General features: G+C 72.6%; 18 protein-coding genes. 2 read left to right on the top strand and 16 right to left on the bottom strand.

Annotated features, from left to right (window positions below; genetic code table 11):
* Positions 1-98 precede the first annotated feature (98 nt).
* The 4 genes from ACIRST_RS21475 to leuA form a co-directional block, all read right to left on the bottom strand.
* Complete coding sequence (locus ACIRST_RS21475; RefSeq protein ID WP_350523916.1) at positions 99-932, bottom strand: isoprenyl transferase; 834 nt, start codon at positions 930-932, stop codon at positions 99-101.
* Positions 933-936: 4 nt separating this feature from the next.
* Positions 937-1,683, bottom strand: coding sequence for a DNA repair protein RecO (gene recO, locus ACIRST_RS21470; RefSeq protein ID WP_350523915.1), 747 nt, complete (start codon positions 1,681-1,683; stop codon positions 937-939).
* A 330-nt stretch (positions 1,684-2,013) separates the two neighbouring features.
* Positions 2,014-2,679, bottom strand: coding sequence for a TerB family tellurite resistance protein (locus ACIRST_RS21465; protein ID WP_350523914.1), 666 nt, complete (start codon positions 2,677-2,679; stop codon positions 2,014-2,016).
* Between the two features lie 237 nt (positions 2,680-2,916).
* Positions 2,917-4,713: a 2-isopropylmalate synthase gene (gene leuA, locus ACIRST_RS21460; RefSeq protein ID WP_402803589.1), complete on the bottom strand. Its 1,797-nt coding sequence runs from the start codon at positions 4,711-4,713 to the stop codon at positions 2,917-2,919.
* Between the two features lie 331 nt (positions 4,714-5,044).
* On the opposite strand from leuA, the gene ACIRST_RS21455 reads away from it, so the two are divergent.
* Both ACIRST_RS21455 and ACIRST_RS21450 read left to right on the top strand, forming a co-directional pair.
* Complete coding sequence (locus tag ACIRST_RS21455; RefSeq protein ID WP_402803587.1) at positions 5,045-6,067, top strand: M4 family metallopeptidase; 1,023 nt, start codon at positions 5,045-5,047, stop codon at positions 6,065-6,067.
* Between the two features lie 128 nt (positions 6,068-6,195).
* Positions 6,196-6,462 carry a protealysin inhibitor emfourin gene (locus ACIRST_RS21450; protein WP_350523911.1) on the top strand — a complete coding sequence of 89 codons (267 nt, stop codon included), beginning with the start codon at positions 6,196-6,198 and terminating at the stop codon, positions 6,460-6,462.
* A gap of 144 nt (positions 6,463-6,606) precedes the next feature.
* Here ACIRST_RS21450 and era read toward each other — a convergent pair whose 3' ends face one another.
* The 12 genes from era to ACIRST_RS21390 form a co-directional block, all read right to left on the bottom strand.
* Positions 6,607-7,536, bottom strand: coding sequence for a GTPase Era (gene era, locus ACIRST_RS21445; RefSeq protein ID WP_350523910.1), 930 nt, complete (start codon positions 7,534-7,536; stop codon positions 6,607-6,609).
* Positions 7,537-7,593: 57 nt separating this feature from the next.
* On the bottom strand, positions 7,594-7,761 hold the full coding sequence (locus ACIRST_RS21440; protein WP_402803585.1) for a hypothetical protein: 168 nt from the start codon (positions 7,759-7,761) through the stop codon (positions 7,594-7,596).
* A 126-nt stretch (positions 7,762-7,887) separates the two neighbouring features.
* Complete coding sequence (locus ACIRST_RS21435) at positions 7,888-8,241, bottom strand: cytidine deaminase (protein ID WP_350523908.1); 354 nt, start codon at positions 8,239-8,241, stop codon at positions 7,888-7,890.
* 28 nt (positions 8,242-8,269) lie between these two features.
* Positions 8,270-8,815 (bottom strand): DUF4383 domain-containing protein, encoded by a 546-nt coding sequence (locus ACIRST_RS21430; protein ID WP_350523907.1) that lies wholly within the window; start codon positions 8,813-8,815, stop codon positions 8,270-8,272.
* Between the two features lie 26 nt (positions 8,816-8,841).
* Complete coding sequence (locus ACIRST_RS21425) at positions 8,842-9,078, bottom strand: hypothetical protein (RefSeq protein WP_350523906.1); 237 nt, start codon at positions 9,076-9,078, stop codon at positions 8,842-8,844.
* 33 nt (positions 9,079-9,111) lie between these two features.
* A complete protein-coding gene (locus ACIRST_RS21420) occupies positions 9,112-10,437 on the bottom strand; it encodes a hemolysin family protein (RefSeq protein WP_350523905.1) in 1,326 nt (441 codons plus the stop codon).
* A gap of 19 nt (positions 10,438-10,456) precedes the next feature.
* A complete protein-coding gene (gene ybeY / locus ACIRST_RS21415; RefSeq protein ID WP_189917985.1) occupies positions 10,457-10,951 on the bottom strand; it encodes an rRNA maturation RNase YbeY in 495 nt (164 codons plus the stop codon).
* Between the two features lie 14 nt (positions 10,952-10,965).
* Complete coding sequence (locus ACIRST_RS21410) at positions 10,966-11,997, bottom strand: PhoH family protein (RefSeq protein WP_350523987.1); 1,032 nt, start codon at positions 11,995-11,997, stop codon at positions 10,966-10,968.
* A gap of 410 nt (positions 11,998-12,407) precedes the next feature.
* Positions 12,408-13,331: a ribonuclease Z gene (locus ACIRST_RS21405; protein ID WP_402803583.1), complete on the bottom strand. Its 924-nt coding sequence runs from the start codon at positions 13,329-13,331 to the stop codon at positions 12,408-12,410.
* Positions 13,332-13,337: 6 nt separating this feature from the next.
* A complete protein-coding gene (locus ACIRST_RS21400; protein ID WP_350523903.1) occupies positions 13,338-13,691 on the bottom strand; it encodes a histidine triad nucleotide-binding protein in 354 nt (117 codons plus the stop codon).
* 52 nt (positions 13,692-13,743) lie between these two features.
* Positions 13,744-14,508, bottom strand: coding sequence for an RDD family protein (locus ACIRST_RS21395; RefSeq protein ID WP_402803581.1), 765 nt, complete (start codon positions 14,506-14,508; stop codon positions 13,744-13,746).
* 205 nt (positions 14,509-14,713) lie between these two features.
* Positions 14,714-17,980: a S41 family peptidase gene (locus ACIRST_RS21390; protein WP_402803579.1), complete on the bottom strand. Its 3,267-nt coding sequence runs from the start codon at positions 17,978-17,980 to the stop codon at positions 14,714-14,716.
* Between the last annotated feature and the right edge of the window lie 17 nt (positions 17,981-17,997).

Genomic DNA, 17,997 nt, shown 5'->3' with positions numbered 1-17,997 from the left:
GCTCGTCCGCGGCGCGCCGCACGACGGAAAGGACCCACCGGGATCAGCCCGGTGGGTCCTTTCCGTCGTAGCCGCGAAGGCGCGGCGGCGCCCCGGCCTCAGTGCCCGGACGGCCGCGGCGCGGGCAGCTCGTTCGGGATCGCCCCGCCGAAGCGCCGGTCGCGCATCGCGTACTGCTCGCAGGCGCGCCACAGGTCGCGGCGGTCGAAGTCCGGCCAGAGCACGTCCTGGAACACGAACTCGGCGTAAGCCGACTGCCAGGGCAGGAAGTTGGAGGTGCGCTGCTCGCCGCTGGGGCGCAGGAAGAGGTCCACGTCCGGCATGTCCGGGTGGTACATGTACTTGGCGAGGGTCTTCTCGTTGACCTTCTTCGGGTCCAGCTTGCCGGCCGCGACGTCGCGGGCGATGCCCTGCGCCGCGTCCGCCAGCTCGGCCCGGCCGCCGTAGTTGACGCACATGTAGAGCGTCACGGCGTCGTTGTCCTTGGTGTGCTCCTCGGCGACCTGGAGCTCCTGGACGACGCTCTTCCACAGCTTGGGCATCCGGCCGGCCCAGCGGATCCGTACGCCCATCTTGCCCATCTCGTCGCGGCGGCGGGCGATGACGTCCCGGTTGAAGTTCATCAGGAACTTCACCTCGTCGGGCGAGCGCTTCCAGTTCTCGGTGGAGAAGGCGTACAGCGAGATGTTCTTGACCCCGAGCTCGATGGCGCCGGCGAGGACGTCCAGCACGACGGACTCGCCGACCTTGTGGCCCTCGGTGCGGGGCAGCCCGCGCTCCTTGGCCCAGCGGCCGTTGCCGTCCATCACGATGGCGACGTGCTCGGGCACCAGCTCGCCGGGGATCTTCGGGGGCTGTGCACCGCTGGGGTGCGGGGTCGGAGGCGCGTACGCCCGCTGCTTGCCGCCGCCGAAGAGCCGTCGCGCTGCCATGTGCTCACTTCTCCACGTATCTCATCGAGCGGATGCCCCGCTCCAGGTGCCACTGCAGATAGGCCGCGACCAGGCCGCTGCCCTCCCGCCAGTACCGCGGCTCGCAGGCGTCGGCCGTCTGCCAGTCCCCTGACAGCAGCGCCCCGAGCAGTACCAGTGTCTCAGGGGAGGGTACGGCACATCCGGGCACTCGGCAGTCCGCGCAGAGCACCCCGCCCGCCGGGAGCGAGAAGAAACGGTTCGGCCCCTCCAGGCCGCACTTGGCGCAGTCCGTGAAGCTCGCGCCGTACCCGTTCACCGCGAGCGAGCGCAGCAGGAAGGCGTCCAGCACCAGGTGCGACTCGTGGCTCCCCGCCGCCAGCGTCCGCAGCCCGCCCACCAGCAGCAGGTACTGCTGGACGGCGGGCTCGCCCTCGTTCTCGGCGAAGCGCTCGGCCGTCTCCAGCATCGCGGTGCCGGCGGTGTAGCGGCCGTAGTCCGTGACGATCGAACCGCCGTACGGCGCGATGGTCTCCACCTGGGTGCACAGCGGCAACCCGCGGCCGACCAGCTCACTCCCCCGACTGAAGAACTGCACGTCCACGTGCGAGAACGGCTCCAGACGGGCACCGAACTTGGACTTCGTCTTCCGCACCCCGCGCGCCACCGCCCGCACCTTGCCGTGCTGGCGGGTCAGCAGGGTGATGATCCGATCGGCCTCGCCGAGCTTCTGCGCCCGCAACACGACGCCGTCGTCCCGGAAAAGACTCATGCCGACCATTCTCCCCCAGCCGCCGACAACGCCGGACAGCCGTGTTGCCCGCACCGGGGCCGTGGGGGAGGACCACTTCGGTGCGGGTCACGGCGGGCCCGGAGGGGGTCGGGCCCGTTTGTGGGGGATTCGGGATGGTCGACGGGTGGTCCACAGGGTGACGACAAGGAGAGGAACGACGGGGTGACGACGGACAGGGGACGACGGGGGTGACGACGGGGCCACGGCCTGCTGCGCGTCCGGGCCGACCGCCCCACCGCGCCCCGGCCTGCCGTGTGCCGGAACTCGACCACGTGTACGGCGCCCGGACCGGCCGCGCGCCCCGAACGACTACTTGTACGGCGCCCTGGTCGCCGCCTCCAGCAGCGCCCCGACCCGCGCCTGCGCCAGGTCCAGGCAGCGCCCGACCGCGGCCAGCGCCTCGCGCTCCTGCGGCAGGTAGCGCCCGTCGGCCAGGGCGATCGCCGCGCCCTGCAGCAGCAGCCGCTCGCGGCCCTGGTGGGCCAGGTGCGGGGTGAGCGGTTCGAGCACCGCGTGCAGCTCCACGGCCAGGCCGCCGGACATCCCGTGGGCGTCGTGGAGCTCGCCGCCGAGCCCGGAGAGCGCGGCGAGCGCGGCCAGCACCTGGGCCTCGCCGCAGTCCTCGAACCCGGCTTCGCGCACCGCCGCGCAGGCCGCCTCGCGGGCCGCCCGGTGGGCGGTGCCACCGGCCGCGAGCAGGGCCAGCGCCACGGTGTACTGGGCGTCGCGCAGCATCGCGCCGAGGCGCACGCAGGTCGGCTGCTCCAGGCTCTCGACGCCGTACCGGCCGTGGCAGCTGGTGCACTGCACGCTGCCGATCACCGGTCCGAGCGGGAGCACCGGGGTGCCCAGCAACCGCAGCCACCGCCGGCCGTGCTGCCGACGGTAGTTGCGGTCCCCGCCGCAGCCCGGGCAGAAGAAGTCACCGAGAACGTCAGTCCGCCACCGCGGGCGAACACCCCACAACCTGGTCACGGCGCCACTCCCCAGACATGGCAGGCGGCCTGCTCGACGATGGGCAGGTCACGCGACCGGACACCGAGCCGTCCCACCGACCCGGCTTTCCGGTGGATCGATGTTGCCACGGTTACCGGCACGTGTCAGTACCTCGAACGGCTTCCGATCCCAAAAAATGTGGCGCAGGCCACAATCGGCCGCCGACACGGCGAAGGGCCGCCCGCAGGACGGCCCTTCGCACACCACCCGTACGAACTACCCCCGCTGCGAGCGGTTGACGGCGCTGATCATCGCCTTCAGCGAGGCCAGCACCGTGTTGCCGTCGATGCCCACACCCCACAGCACCTTGCCGTCCACCGCGCACTCGACGTACGCGGCCGCCTGGGCGTCGCCGCCCTCGCTCAGCGCGTGCTCGGCGTAGTCCAGGACGCGCACGTCGAAGCCGATCCGGGCCAGCGCGTCCCCGAAGGCCGACACCGGGCCGTTGCCGGTACCGCTCAGCGCCACCGGCACGCCGTCCACCAGCGCCTCGGCGGTCAGCGCGTCCCGGCCGTCCTCGGTGGTCAGGGTGCGCGAGCCGCTCAGCGACAGCCGGCCCCACGGGTTGCCGGTGGTCGGCAGGTACTCGTCCTCGAAGACCCGCCAGATCTCCGCCGGGGTGACCTCGCCGCCCTCGGCGTCGGTCTTCGCCTGGATGATCCGGGAGAACTCGATCTGCATCCGGCGCGGCAGGTCCAGCTTGTGGTCGTTCTTCAGGACGTACGCCACACCGCCCTTGCCGGACTGGCTGTTGACCCGGATGACCGCCTCGTAGGTGCGGCCGACGTCCTTCGGGTCGATCGGCAGGTACGGCACGCCCCAGGTGTGCTCCTCCACCGGCACGCCCGCCGCCTTCGCGTCCGCCTCCAGGGCGTCGAAGCCCTTCTTGATGGCGTCCTGGTGCGAGCCCGAGAAGGAGGTGTACACCAGGTCGCCGGCGTACGGGTGGCGCGGGTGCACCTCCATCTGGTTGCAGTACTCGGCGGTGCGGCGCACCTCGTCGATGTCGGAGAAGTCGATCTGCGGGTCGACGCCCTGCGAGAACAGGTTCATCCCCAGCGTCACCAGGTCGACGTTGCCGGTCCGCTCGCCCTGCCCGAACAGGCAGCCCTCGATGCGGTCGGCGCCCGCCATGTAGGCCAGCTCGGCGGAGGCGACGGCGGTGCCGCGGTCGTTGTGCGGGTGCACCGACAGGCAGACGAACTCGCGGCGCGACAGGTTGCGCGACATCCACTCGAACTGGTCGGCCTGGACGTTCGGGGTGGCCCGCTCGATGGTGGCCGGCAGGTTCAGGATGATCTCGCGGCCCTCGCCCGGCTGCCAGACGTCCATGACCGCCTCGCAGACCTCCAGCGCGAAGTCCAGCTCGGTGTCGACGAAGATCTCCGGCGAGTACTGGTAGCCGAAGACGGTGTCCTCGCCCAGCAGCTTCTCCGCGTACTCCATCACCAGCCGGGTGCCCTCGGTGGCGATCGCCTTGGTGGCGGCCTTGTCGTTGCGGAACACCACCCGGCGGAACAGCGGCGCGGTCGCGTTGTACAGGTGGACGGTCGCGCGCGGCGCGCCGACCAGCGACTCGACGGTCTTCTCGATCAGCTCCTCGCGGGCCTGCGTCAGCACCGAGATGGTGACGTCCTCCGGAATCGCCCCCTCCTCGATCAGCGACCGTACGAAGGCGTGGTCGGTGGCGCCGGAGGAGGGGAAGCCGACCTCGATCTCCTTGTAGCCCATCGCGACCAGCAGGTCGAACATCTTGCGCTTGCGGGCCGGGGACATCGGGTCGATCAGCGCCTGGTTGCCGTCCCGCAGGTCGGTCGAGAGCCAGCGCGGCGCCTTGGTGATCACGGCGTCCGGCCAGGTGCGGTCCGGCAGGTCCACGGTGCCGAACGGCAGGTAGCGCCCATACCGCATGCCGGACGGCTGCTGGCGTACCGCGGCGGCGGTGATCGGGGTGGGCCGGTCGACGAAGGCGCGAGCGGCGGGGATGGACGCGGCGGAGGTCTGCTCGGTCATGGAGGTGACTCTCGGCTTCCTGTGGATGCGTGGGTGCGGGCGGTCGGGATCAACACCGACTGGCCGGCCTCTGCTGCCGCTCGCGACCCGCCGTTGGATCGCCGATTGCGCGCACAGCTCGTTCCCCGCGGCGAGGGAGCCGGCCCCTGTGGACTACAGGCCCTCGACGCGGCAGCTAAGAAGAAGCAGCCCGTTGCGCATGATGGAACCCAGCGTAACCCAGCGCCGCGCGCCCCCGAAGTGATCCGGGCTTCCGTTCCACCCCTTGAGACGCCGACCGGTCATGTCAAGAGTGGTGACAACCGGTCATGCAGGCCTCACCCTGGGCCACATGACTGCAGCAGTACCGATCTGCACGATCGTCCCGCCGTACGTCCTCGACCGCCTCGCCGAGGCCGGTCACGAAGCCGCCGTCCACTCCCTCGCGCTCGACGCCGCGCACCGCGCGGCCCGCCTCTCCCCGCCCCGGCCCACCGGCGGCGCCCCCGGCCTCAACCGGGTGATCTCCGACGCCGCCCACAGCCAGCGGCTGCCCGGCCGCACCGCCAGAACCGAGGGCCAGGCGGCCGTCTCCGACGCCTCCGTCAACCACGCCTACGACGGCCTCGGCGCCACCTTCGCGCTCTACGCCGACGCCTTCGGCCGGCACTCCATCGACGACCACGACCTGCGGCTGGACGCCACCGTCCACTACGGCCGCAAGTACGACAACGCCTTCTGGAACGGCCACCAGATGGTCTTCGGCGACGGCGACGGCGAGATCTTCGGCGACTTCACCGCCTGCATCGACGTCATCGGCCACGAACTCACCCACGGCGTCACCCAGTTCACCGCCGGACTGGACTACCAGGACCAGCCCGGCGCGCTCAACGAGTCGGTCTCCGACGTCTTCGGCTCGCTCGTCAAGCAGTACGCGCTGCGCCAGAGCGCCGCCGACGCCGACTGGCTGATCGGCGCCGGACTGCTGGCCCCCGGCATCCAGGGCGTCGCGCTGCGCTCGATGAAGGCACCCGGCACCGCCTACGACGACCCCCGGCTCGGCAAGGACCCGCAGCCCGCGCACATGCGGGACTACGTGGACACCGCCGAGGACAACGGCGGCGTGCACATCAACTCCGGCATCCCCAACCACGCGTTCTACCTGCTGGCCACCGCGCTCGGCGGCTCGGCCTGGGAGCGCGCCGGGCGGATCTGGTACGACGCGCTGACCGGGCGCACGCTGCCCGCCGACGCCGACTTCACCGCCTTCGCGCGGGCCACCGTGGCCGCCGCCAAGGCCCGCTACGCCGACCAGTCCTCGGTCGCGGACACCGTCACGGCCTCCTGGGCGCAGGTCGGGGTCAGCCCGGGGTGACCCGCCGGCGGGCCCGGGCGCGGGCGCCGGACGACGCGAGAGTGGTTGAGACCGGGTTGAGGTGCGCTTAAGGTCACGGTCCGGGAAAAGTGCCGCAAAAGCCTTCCCTGGGTAGCACCATGGACACCATGCGTATCCAGGTGACCCGGACCGGCGGCTTCGCCGGAATCGTCCGCCACGCGGAGCTCGACACCGCCGAGCGCACGGACGCCCCGCACGTCCACGCCCTCGCCCGCGAGGCCGTCGCGGGCGGGCTGCGCGCCCCCTCGTACGGGGTGCCGGACGGTTTCCACTACGAGATCACCGTCGACAACCGGACGGTGTACTGCGCCGACCCCAAGCTCACCGACTCGCAGCGGGAGCTGGTGTCGCTGGTGCTGCGCGAGGGCGCGTGACGCCACCCCCCGGCTCCCGGGTGCACAACTCCTCGGCGCCGCGGCCCTGCTGACGCCGGGCCCGGCCGGGTGCGACGAGGGCCCGTCCGGACGCAACGGCGTCCGGACGGGCCCCGGGCGTCCCCGCGGGCTCGAACTCCCCTGTCAGAAGCCGAGCTTGCGCAGCTGCTTCGGGTCGCGCTGCCAGTCCTTGGCGACCTTGACGTGCAGGTCGAGGTAGACCGGCGTGCCGAGCAGCGCCTCGATGTGCTTGCGGGCGGTCGTGCCGACGTGCTTGAGCCGCGAGCCCTTGGCGCCGATCACGATCGCCTTCTGGCTCTGCCGCTCGATGTAGACGTTGGCGTGGATGTCCAGCAGCGGACGGTCCGCCGGGCGGCCCTCGCGCGGGAGCATCTCCTCGACCACGACGGCCAGCGAGTGCGGCAGCTCGTCCCGCACGCCTTCGAGCGCGGCCTCGCGGATCAGCTCGGCGACCATGATCTGCTCGGGCTCGTCGGTGAGGTCGCCGTCCGGGTAGAGCTGGTCGCCCTCCGGCAGCAGCTTGGTGAGGAGGTCGGCGACCAGTTCCACCTGCTTGTCGCCGACCGCGGAGACCGGGATGATCTCGGCCCACTCGAAGCCCAGCTCGATGCCGAGCTGGTGGATGGCGATCAGCTGCTCGGCCAGGCGCTTGGAGTCGACCAGGTCGGTCTTGGTGACGATGGCGACCTTCGGGGTCTTCTTGATCCCGGCGATCTCCTTGGCGATGAACTTGTCGCCGGGGCCGATCTTCTGGTCGGCGGGCAGGCAGAAACCGATCACGTCGACCTCCGCCCAGGTCGTGCGGACCAGGTCGTTGAGGCGCTCGCCGAGCAGGGTGCGCGGCTTGTGCAGACCGGGGGTGTCGACCAGCACGAGCTGGGCGTCGGGGCGGTGCACGATGCCGCGCACGGTGTGCCGGGTGGTCTGCGGGCGGTCGGAGGTGATCGCGACCTTCGTCCCCACCAGGGCGTTGGTCAGGGTCGACTTGCCCGCGTTGGGCCGGCCGACGAAGCACGCGAACCCGGAGCGGTACGAGGAGGAAGGGGCATTCATGGGCTCCATTCTCCCTGATCAACGGAGCCCCGCCGTCCGGGGTCACCCCCCGGGGGGTCAGCCCTTCTTTCCGCCCTTGCCGTTCCCCGGGATCAACGAGACCACCACCAGCACCAACAGGAAGCCCAGCGAGCCGAACAACCAGGCCGCCGAACCGGTCTCCTGCCACTTCCCGAGCCCCATCACGAACAGCAGCAGCCCGGCGAAGAACGCCACCGCCCCCATGCCCCAGCCCCCTCACCGAGTCCACCCTCCCGGTGAGATTATCTGCAGAACCCATGGGGGCAACCGCGCCGGGCCACCCCACCCGGGAACGGCCGCCCCGAGGTCCTTGCGGCCCCTCGGAGCGCCTCAGCGCGCCTCGGCCGCCACCCGCAGCACGCCGTCCGGACCGGCCAGCAGCACCGGCGTCCCGGCCCCGCCCAGGTCCCGCACGGCCGCCAGATCGGCCTCGGCCGGCTGCTCCGCCTCGCTCACCACGGCCGCCGCCTCCAGCGACTTGGCGCCGCTGGCCACCGCCATCGCCACCGCCGTCTGCAGCGCGCTCAGCCGCAGCGACTCCAGGGCGACCGTCCCGGCCACGTAGGTGCGACCGGTCTCGTCACGCACCGCGGCCCCCTCGGGGACGCCGTTGCGGGCGCGGGCCGAGCGGGCCAGGGTGATGATCTTCTTGTCTTCGGGATCGAGCTCGACGATGTCACTCATGCCGCCGAGCATAGGCACCGCTCCCGCGTCAGTGGCCGACCGGGTGGGTGCGGCCCGGGTTCGGGTTCATGACCTTGACGAAGGTCTTCGGGCCGGACGGCATCGGCACCTCGCGCTCGGCGCGCTCACGCCAGTACGGGTTGTCGTGCGGCAGGTGGCTGCTCACCCGTCCGTACATCCCGAAGGTCGTCAGGACGACCCCGAAGATGAACGCGAACAGCACGTTCGACATCCGGAAGTTGAGGATGTTGGCGTCCGGCCGCCCGAGCACCGTCAGGCCGTAGAAGCCGGACAGCACGAACAGCACGCCCACCACCATGTTCAGGTTCGCGGCGAAGTTCCCGCCGATCACCGCCCCGACCACCAGGATCGCGCCCGCCACGATGGACAGGACGGCCAGCGCGCCGTTGGTCGACAGCCCCACGATCTGGTCACCCCTGGTGTCGAGGAACCCCGGGTGGTCGGCGAGCCCCAGGGCCCCGAACACGATCAGGAAGATCCCCCCGAGCCCCGCCCCGATCCGCCAGACCGTGACGAGCTTGTGGTCGACGGGCAGTTCGTCTTGCAGCTTCATGGCGACCTCCAGAGCTCAGCCACGGCCTAGCTGTAGGGGTTGGTCCCCTGCATGTGCGGCGTCTCGTGCATGTAGAGCGAGCCGCACTGCTGGCAGCAGCGCAACCCGGTGCCCCACTCCTGCTCGGGCCGCGTCTCTGCGTCGTCGGGCATGGTCCGGCCGCAGAGCGCCGTCGACAGGTCCTCGTCCCGCACCACGTGCCAGGACTTGACTCCGCCGGCCGCCCCCTGCGGGCCGTACTCCGCGCGAAGTTTGTGCGTCATGCCCTCCATGGTCGCTCGGCGACCGTCCCGCCGCTACTCGCCCGCCGGTACCCCGGGTTCGTCCGTGGCGCGGACCGGGGAGGCGACCATCGAGCCGATCCGGTTGCGGCGGCCGGCCGAGGACTCGGCGGTCAGCAGGATGCCGGTCAGGCCGCCGTCGACCGGGTCCGGCAGCGGGATCTCGCAGGCGGAGCCGGGGATCGGCACCCGGCCGAGGTGCTTGGCCAGCAGGCCGCCGACGGTCTCGACGTCCTCGTCCTCCAGCTCGATGCCGAACAGCTCGCCCAGGTCCTCCACCAGCAGGCGGGCGGTGATCCGGTACGAGCCGTCGCCGAGGTCCTCGATCGGCGCGATCTCCCGGTCGTACTCGTCGGTGATCTCGCCGACGATCTCCTCCAGGATGTCCTCGATGGTGACGAGGCCCGCCGTGCCGCCGTACTCGTCGATCACGATCGCCACGTGCGAGCGGCGCTGCTGCATCTCGCGCAGCAGGTCGCCGGCCGGCTTGGAGTCGGGGACGAAGACGGCCGGGCGCATCACCGCGCCGACCTCCTCGGCCTCGGCCTCCCGGTTGATGTGGGTGCGCCGCACCAGGTCCTTGAGGTAGACGATGCCGACCACGTCGTCCTCGTTGTCGCCGACCACCGGGATCCGCGAGAAACCCGAACGCAGCGCCAGGGTGAGCGCCTGCCGGACGGTCTTGTGCCGCTCGATCATCACCAGGTCGGTGCGCGGCACCATCACCTCGCGCACGATGGTGTCGCCCAGTTCGAAGACCGAGTGCACCATCCGGCGCTCCTCGTCCTCGATCAGGTCGTCCTTCTCGGCGAGGTCCACCAGGGCCCGCAGTTCCGCCTCGGAGGCGAACGGCCCCTCGCGGTAGCCCTTGCCCGGGGTGAGCGCGTTGCCGAGCAGGATCAGCAGCCGCGGGATCGGGCCGAGCACGGCGGCCAGCGGCAGCAGCACGAAGGAGGAGGCGGTCGCCGTGGTGAGCGGGTGCTGGCGGCCGATCGTGCGCGGAGAGACCCCCATCGCGACGAAGGACACCAGCACCATCACGCCGAACGCCAGCAGCACGGCCTGCCAGGTCGGCGTGACGTTGCGCACGCACACCACGGTGACCAGGACGGCCGCCGCCATCTCGCTGGCGACCCGGATCAGGGTCGCCAGGTTGAGGTAGCGGATCGGGTCGGAGGCGAGGGTCAGCAGGCGTGCCGAGCCGCGCCGGCCGACCCGCACCGCCTCCTCCGCCCGGAACCGGGAGACCCGGGAGATGCCCGCCTCGGCGCACGCGGCCAGCCAGCCGAGCACGACGAGCAGCACGGCACCCAGGATGAAGCTCGTACTCTCACCACTCACAGGGGTTCGGGCTCCGCGCTCAGTGGGTGGTGGGGGCCGGGGAGATGCCGCCGAGGCCGCGGCCCGCCCGCCAGTCGTCCAGGATGCGCTTCTGGAGGGCGAACATCTCCTCCTCCTCGTCGGGCTCCTCGTGGTCGTAGCCGAGGACGTGCAGCACGCCGTGGACGGTGAGCAGCTGCAGCTCCTCGTCCATCGAGTGCTTCGAGGGAGCGGCCTTGCCCTGCTGCTCGGCGACCTCGGGGCAGAGCACGATGTCGCCGAGCAGGCCCTGCGGAAGCTCCTCGCCCTCCTTGCCGGGACGCAGCTCGTCCATCGGGAAGGACATCACGTCGGTGGGTCCGGGGAGGTCCATCCACTGGATGTGCAGCTCCTCCATCGCCGCACCGTCCACCAGGATCACGGACAGTTCGGACTGCGGGTGGATCCGCATCTTGTCCAGTGCGAAGCGGGCGACGTCGAGGATGGCTTCCTCATCGGCGTCCCAACCGGACTCGTTGGCGATGTCGATCGACATGACGGGCTGTGTGCTCAGCTTTCGGTGCGATGGGACTGTCGGGGTGCTCGGGGCGCCGTGGCCTTGCCCGGGCGCCGCTGGGCGGGCTTGCGGGGAGCGGTGCCGCTCTCCTCGGCCTCCTGGCGGGCGTCCCAGCGCTCGTAGGCGTCCACGATCCGGCCGACCAGCTTGTGGCGGACCACGTCGGTGCTGGTGAGGACGGAGAAGTGGATGTCGGGCACGTCGGCCAGGATCTCCTGGACGACCTTGAGCCCGCTCCTGGTGCCGCCCGGGAGGTCGATCTGGCTGGTGTCGCCGGTGACGACCACCCGGGAGTTGAACCCGAGGCGGGTGAGGAACATCTTCATCTGCTCGGGCGAGGTGTTCTGGGCCTCGTCGAGGATGATGAAGGCGTCGTTGAGGGTGCGGCCGCGCATGTACGCCAGCGGCGCGACCTCGATGGTGCCGGCCGCCATCAGGCGCGGGATGGAGTCCGGGTCCATCATGTCGTGCAGCGCGTCGTACAGCGGGCGCAGGTACGGGTCGATCTTCTCGTAGAGGGTGCCGGGCAGGAAGCCCAGCCGCTCCCCCGCCTCGACCGCCGGGCGGGTCAGGATGATCCGGTTGACCTCCTTGGCCTGCAGGGCCTGCACGGCCTTGGCCATCGCCAGGTAGGTCTTGCCGGTGCCGGCCGGGCCGAGGCCGAAGACGATCGTGTGCCTGTCGATCGCCTCGACGTAGCGCTGCTGGTTGAGGGTCTTGGGGCGGATCGTACGACCGCGGTTGGACAGGATGTTCGCGGTGAACACCTGGGACGGCGCCGGGCTGTCCGGGTCCTGCTCCTGGCCGCGGAGCATGGCGATGGAGCGCTCCACGGAGTCCTCCGTCAAGGGCTGGCCGGTGCGCAGCACCAGCATCATCTCGTTGAAGAGCTTCTGGACGAGGGCCACCTCGGCGCGTTCCCCGGTGGCGGTCACCTCGTTGCCGCGGACGTGGATGTCGGCGGCGGGGAAGCCGTGCTCGATCACGCGCAGCAGCGAGTCCGCCGTGCCGAGCAGGGTGACCATCGGGTGCTTCTCGGGGATGACGATCCGGGCGCTGACACGGCCGTCGTCGGCCGGTTCGGGGCGCGACTGTCCGTTGGTACGGGTCTGCGATGTGTCACTCATAGGTCGGCGCTGGGGCCTGCCTCATCCCATCCGTGGTGTCGTGTGCCGCTCGGTGTCTCCGGGGCACCAGGGTACGCCGCAGGCGTGATCGCTGCGGCGGGCGGCGGGGCCGCACCCGTCGATGCTGCGGCAGTTCGCGGGACGGCGCGAGCCCTTTTTCCGCGGCTGCCCGGCGCGGGCCCGTCCACGACCGGCGCGGGCGCCTTCCCTGCCGGCGCCGGAGGGTCCACGACCGGCGCCGGAGGGCGCAGGAGGGGCACCGGAGGGTCCACCGCCGGCGGCGGGTTCCACGGCCGGCGCGGGCGGGTTCACGGCTGACGGCGGGCGGGGACGGGCACCCGGGCGAGGTCGGCGGCCAGCACCAGCTCCCCGTCGAAGTGCTTGCGGGCGTCGGCCAGGTGCTGGCCGAGGTCCGGGTAGCGCTGGGAGAAGTGGGTCAGCACCAGGGTGCGCGCGCCGGCCTCGGCGGCGACCTTGGCGGCCTGCCCGGCGGTGAGGTGGCCGTGCTCCTCGGCGAGGCGGGCGTCGGCGTCGCTGAAGGTGGCCTCCACGACCAGCAGGTCGGTGCCCTCCGCGAGGGCGTGCACGCCCTCGCAGAGCCGGGTGTCCATCACGAAGGCGAACTTCTGGCCCGGCCGGGGGTCGCTGACCTCGTCCAGGGTCACCCGCCGGCCGTCCACCTCGACCGCGCCCTCGTGCTGCAGCCGGCCCACCGCCGGACCGTGGACGCCCAGGGCGGCGAGCCGTTCGGGCACCAGACGGCGGCCGTCCGGCTCGGACAGCCGGTACCCGAAGGACTCCACCGGGTGGTCCAGCCGCACGGCGTCCAGCGCGAAGCGGGCGCCGGGCGCGGGCAGCGGGCCCGGCTCGTCGATCGGCCGGGGCCGCAGCACCGCGGTCTCGTGGTACGCGGTGGCGTGCCGCAGCCGCTCGAAGTAGACCTCGCCGGACGCCGGGAAGTAGACGTCCACCGGGTGCGGGACGCGGTCCAGGTTGATCCGCTGGATCACCCCCGCGAGGCCCAGGCAGTGGTCACCGTGGAAGTGGGTGACGGCGATCCGGGTGATCTGGGTGGCCGTGACCCCGGCGTGCAGCATCTGTCGCTGGGTGCCCTCGCCGGGGTCGAACAGCAGCCCCTCGCCGTCCCAGCGCAGCAGGTAGCCGTTGTGGTTGCGGTGCCGGGTGGGCACCTGGCTGGCGGTGCCGAGGACGACGAGTTCGCGCTGGGACACCTGGGATCAGACCATGCTCTCGGTCATCCGCGTGCCGCCGAGCACGTGGACGTGGGCGTGGAAGACGGTCTGCCCGGCGCCCGCACCGGTGTTGAAGATCAGTCGGTAGTCCGTGATGCCCTCGTCCTCGGCCACCCGGCCCGCCTCCGCGAGCAGTTCGCCGGCGATCTCCGGCTCGGCGGCGGCCAGCGCGGCGGCGTTCGGGTAGTGGACGTGCGGGATGACCAGGACGTGCACGGGGGCCTTGGGGGCGATGTCGCGGAAGGCGAGGGTGCGCTCGGTCTTGCGCACCACGGTCGCCGGGATCTCGCCCGCCACGATCTTGCAGAACAGGCAGTCGGGCTGCGGCTCGCCGGCCATCGGCTACTCCTCGGGATCGGTACGTCGGGTGGTGGGGCCGTACGGGCGCAGCCTAGCCGAGCCCGGCCACGGCCTGCCGGTACTCCTGCAGGTGCTTCCAGCGCACCGCGCGCATGCCGACGATGTCGCCGTCGTCCAGGTCGAAGTCCTCGGAGATGAGCGCCACCGCGAGGAAGACGAAGCCGAGCAGCCAGCGCCTGGTGAGCCGCCAGGTGTTGGGCCGCATCACGCGCTTGGTGCGCACCAGCCGCATCGCCAGGACCGCCTTGCCGACGCTGAAGCCGGTGAGCCGGGCGAGCACCACCTGGTTGAGGAAGGACACGCCGAGGCCGACGACGAGCAGCGCCACGAAGTAGGGCACGGCCGGGCCGCCGCTCTGGACGGCGTGGCCGGCCACGTGCCGGACCTTCGGGCGGCTCGCGGCGTTGGCGGCGACGAAGCCGAGGCCGACGGCGAGGAAGAAGTCGAGCACGATCGCCAGGAAGCGCCGGCCGCCGCCCGCCTCCTTGGGGCACGGCGGCAGCGCCGCCGACCGCTGCGACTGCTGCGGCTGCTGCGGCTGCTGCGGGTAGGGGTTGGGGTAGGGATCGGGCTGCCCGTACGGCTGCGCCGGCGGCTGCTCGGCGTACTGCTGCTGCCCGTACTGCGGCGGCGGCTGCTGCCCGTACGGCTGCTGCGGCGGCTGCGGGTGCCCCTGCGGTGCGTACCCCTGCGGCGGGTACGGCTGCGGTTGCTGCTGGTAGGGCGGGTACGGCTGCGGCTGCGGCGGTCCGTAAGGGTTCTGGTCGTACTGCGGCGGCGGGTAGCCCTGCGCCATGGTGGTTCCCCCGAAAGCTGTGGATCAAGAAACAGCCCCGCATCCTACCCACGCCCCGGAGCGGGAAGTCGGCTCTTGCGACTTCCCGCTCCGGCCGCGCCCACCGAAAGCGCGCCCGGAGCGGGAAGTCGGCTCTTGCGACTTCCCGCTCCGGCCGCGCCCACCGAAAGCGCGCCCGCGCCCGGACCGGAGGGCCGCGCCGGTGCTACCGCCAGGGCAGCGGCGGCGCCGTGCGGGCCGGGCTCCCGGCGAGCGCGGCCAGGGCGATCCGGACGCCCTCGGCGAGCTGCGGGTCCTCGCCGGCCGCCCAGTGGTGCGGGGCGATCGGCACCTCGACGTCCGGGTCGACGCCGTGGTTCTCCACGCCCCAGCCGTAGTTCTCCAGCCAGAACGCGTACTTGGGCTGGGTGACCAGGGTGCCGTCGACGAGCCGGTAGCGGCTGTCGATGCCGATCACCCCGCCCCAGGTGCGGGTGCCGACGACCGGGCCGATCCCGAGCGCCTGGATGGCGGCGTTGACGATGTCGCCGTCCGAGCCGGAGTCCTGGTCGGCGAGCGCGACGACCGGCCCGCGCGGGGCATCGCCCGGGTACGGCACCGGGCTGTCGGTGTCCCGGCTGACGTTCCAGCCGACGATCCGGCGGGCGAGCTTCTCGATCACCAGCTGCGAGGTGTGGCCGCCGCGGTTCTCCCGGATGTCGACGATCACGCCCTCCCTGGCCATCTCCGAGCGCAGGTCGCGGTGGATCTGGGCCCAGCCGGTGGTCTGCATGTCGGGGACGTGCAGGTAGCCGAGCCGGCCGTCGGACAGTTCACGCACGGCGGCCCGCCGGCCGGCCACCCAGTCGTGGTAGCGCAGCGCCTCGTCGTCGGCGAGCGGGACGACCACCGGGTGGCGCCGGTCGGTGCCGTCCTTGCCGGCCACGGTCAGTTCCACCGGCTGCCCGGCGGTGCCGGCCAGCAGCGGGGCGGGGCCGGTGACCGGGTCCACCGGGCGGCCGTTGACCGCCAGGACCGCGTCGCCCGGGCGGATCGCCGCGCCGGGCGCGGCCAGCGGCGAGCGGGCCCGCGGGTCGGAGGACTCGCCGGGCAGGATCCGGGCGATCCGCCACTGCTCGCCGTCCTTCACGAGGTCCGCGCCGAGCAGGCCCTGGCGCCGGGCGGGCTCGGTGTGCGAACCGTAGGGCACCACGTGGGCGTGCGAGGTGCCGAGTTCGCCGTGCACCTCCCAGAGCAGGTCGACCAGGTCGTCGTGCGAGCCGACCCGCTCCACCAGCGGCCGGTAGCGCTCCAGGACGCCGGCCCAGTCCACGCCGGCGAGGTCGGGGCGCCAGAAGTTGTCCCGCATCAGCCGGCCGTTCTCGGCGAACATCTGGCGCCACTCGGCGGCCGGGTCGACGGTGACGCGCAGCCGGGCGAGGTCCACGGCGGTCTCGTCGTCCTCGCCGGCCGCCTTGTGGTCGGCCGGGACGATCCGCAGCTCGCCCTCGTCGAGCACGGCGACCCGGCTGCCGTCCCCGCTGACCGCGAAGCCGTCGACGTCGTGCACCAGTTGCTCGACCCGGCGCTTCTTCAGGTCGAAGCGCTCCAGCACCGGCCGCGGCCGTTCGTCCTCCAACGAGGCTGCCTCGTCGCCGAGTTCGCCGAGCAGCGGGACCCTCGTCCACAGCACGCCGTCCTTGGCGGCCCGCAGGGTGCCGAACAGGCCGCCCTCGACCGGGAAGGGGACGATCCGGTCGGCGATGCCGTCCAGGTCCACCCTGGTCACCGGCGCCGAGTCGGTGCCGCCCTCCTCGCCGTCCGCCTTCTTGGCCCGGGGCTCGTCCTCCTCCCCGCCGAGCGGGCGCCCGGCCCGCTGCGGCCCGAACGGGGACGGCGTGTCGGCGGCCAGGGTGATCAGGTACGGGCGGCAGCCGTTGGGGAACGACAGGTCGAAGACGTGCGAGTCGTAGACCGGGTCGAAGTTGCGCACCGACAGGAACGCCAGGTACCGGCCGTCCGCGGTGAAGGCCGGCGAGGTGTCGATGAAGCGCTGCTGGGTGGCCTCGCTGACGGTGCGGGTGGCCAGGTTGGCCAGCACGATCTGGCGCAGCGAGAACGGCCCCAGCCCCGGCACCGGCCGCGACCAGGCCAGCCAGGCGGAGTCCGGGCTGAAGACCAGCCCGCCGACCTCGCCGTCGGTGCTGCGGTCCAGCTCGTGCACGGTGCCGTCGGCGAGCGCCACCAGCAGCACCCGGCCGTCGTGCACGCCGAGCGCGGCCTGCTTGCCGTCCGGGGAGACGGCCAGCGAGTTGACCCGGCCGAGCTGTCCGGCGGCCAGCCGGCGGCGCTCGGCGCCGTGCACGGCGGGCGCGAACTCCAGGGCGTCCTCGCCCTCGGCGTCGGACACCCACAGCACGCCCTGGGCGCCGTCCTCGCCGGGCACCACCCGGACCAGTCGCCCGCGCACGCCCGGCGTCTCGTCCAGCACCCGGGCCGGGCCCTCCCGGTGGGTCAGCCAGTGCACGCTGCCGCGCACCACGACGGCGCTGGCCCGGCCGGTGCGGTCGGGGGCGACGGACTCCAGCCAGTGCGCGGCGGGCACCGGCCGCGGGCGCAGGCCGGTGCGCGGGCCGGCCAGCCGGACCTCCAGGCGGCGCGGCTCGGCGCCCTCCAGGTCGTCCAGCAGCCAGACGTCGCCGGCCCGGTGGAACACCACCCGGGTGCCGTCGGTGGCGGCGTTGCGGGCGTAGAAGCCGTCCGGGTCGGCGGTGTGGCGGCGCAGGTCGGAGCCGTCCGGGAGGCTGGACCACAGCTCGCCGACGCCCTCGTGGTCGGACAGGAACGCGATCCTCCCTCCTTGCCCGCCATCGGGCAGGAGGGGCCCAGCGACCCACAGCGGCGAGGACAGCTGGCCGTCCAGCTCCTCGTGGACGCGGACGAACTCGTCCCGGCCGATCCACAGCTTGCCGGCCCGCCCGCCCCGGTAGCGCTTCCACCAGGCCGGTTCGCGGATCGCCGCGCTCGCCAGCAGCACCCGGTCGCCGCCCGGTTCGAAGGCGATCCCGCCGATCGGCCCGTACGGCAGCCGGGCGGGCTCGCCGCCGTCCAGCGGCACGGCGTGCGCCCAGGTGCGGCGCAGGGTGGCCTGGCCGGCGGTGGTGGTGGCGATCGGGCGGCCGTCTTCCGTCCAGCCCTGCACCCGGGTCTGGCCGCTGCCCCAGTGGGTGAGCCGGCGCGACGGGCCGCCGTCCACCGGCACCACGTGCACCTCGGGCGCGCCGTCCCGGGCGGAGGTGAAGGCGATGTGCCGCCCGTCCGGGGAGAACCGGGGGTCGTGGACCGGCAGGTGGTCGGCCGTCAGCCGCCAGGCCCGGCCGCCCTCCAGCGGGGCGAGCCACAGGTCGTTCTCGGCGACGAAGGTGACCAGGTCGCCGTGCAGGTGGGGGTGGCGCAGGTAGGCGCCCGCGGGGGTGCTCAGGAAGTCCGTCACGCGGCCAGCGTAGGCAC

Origin of the sequence: Kitasatospora sp. NPDC101447 (assembly GCF_044767225.1) — a bacterium.
Taxonomy (GTDB): Bacteria; Actinomycetota; Actinomycetes; order Streptomycetales; family Streptomycetaceae; genus Kitasatospora.
This window is presented reverse-complemented; position numbering and strand designations above follow the sequence as displayed.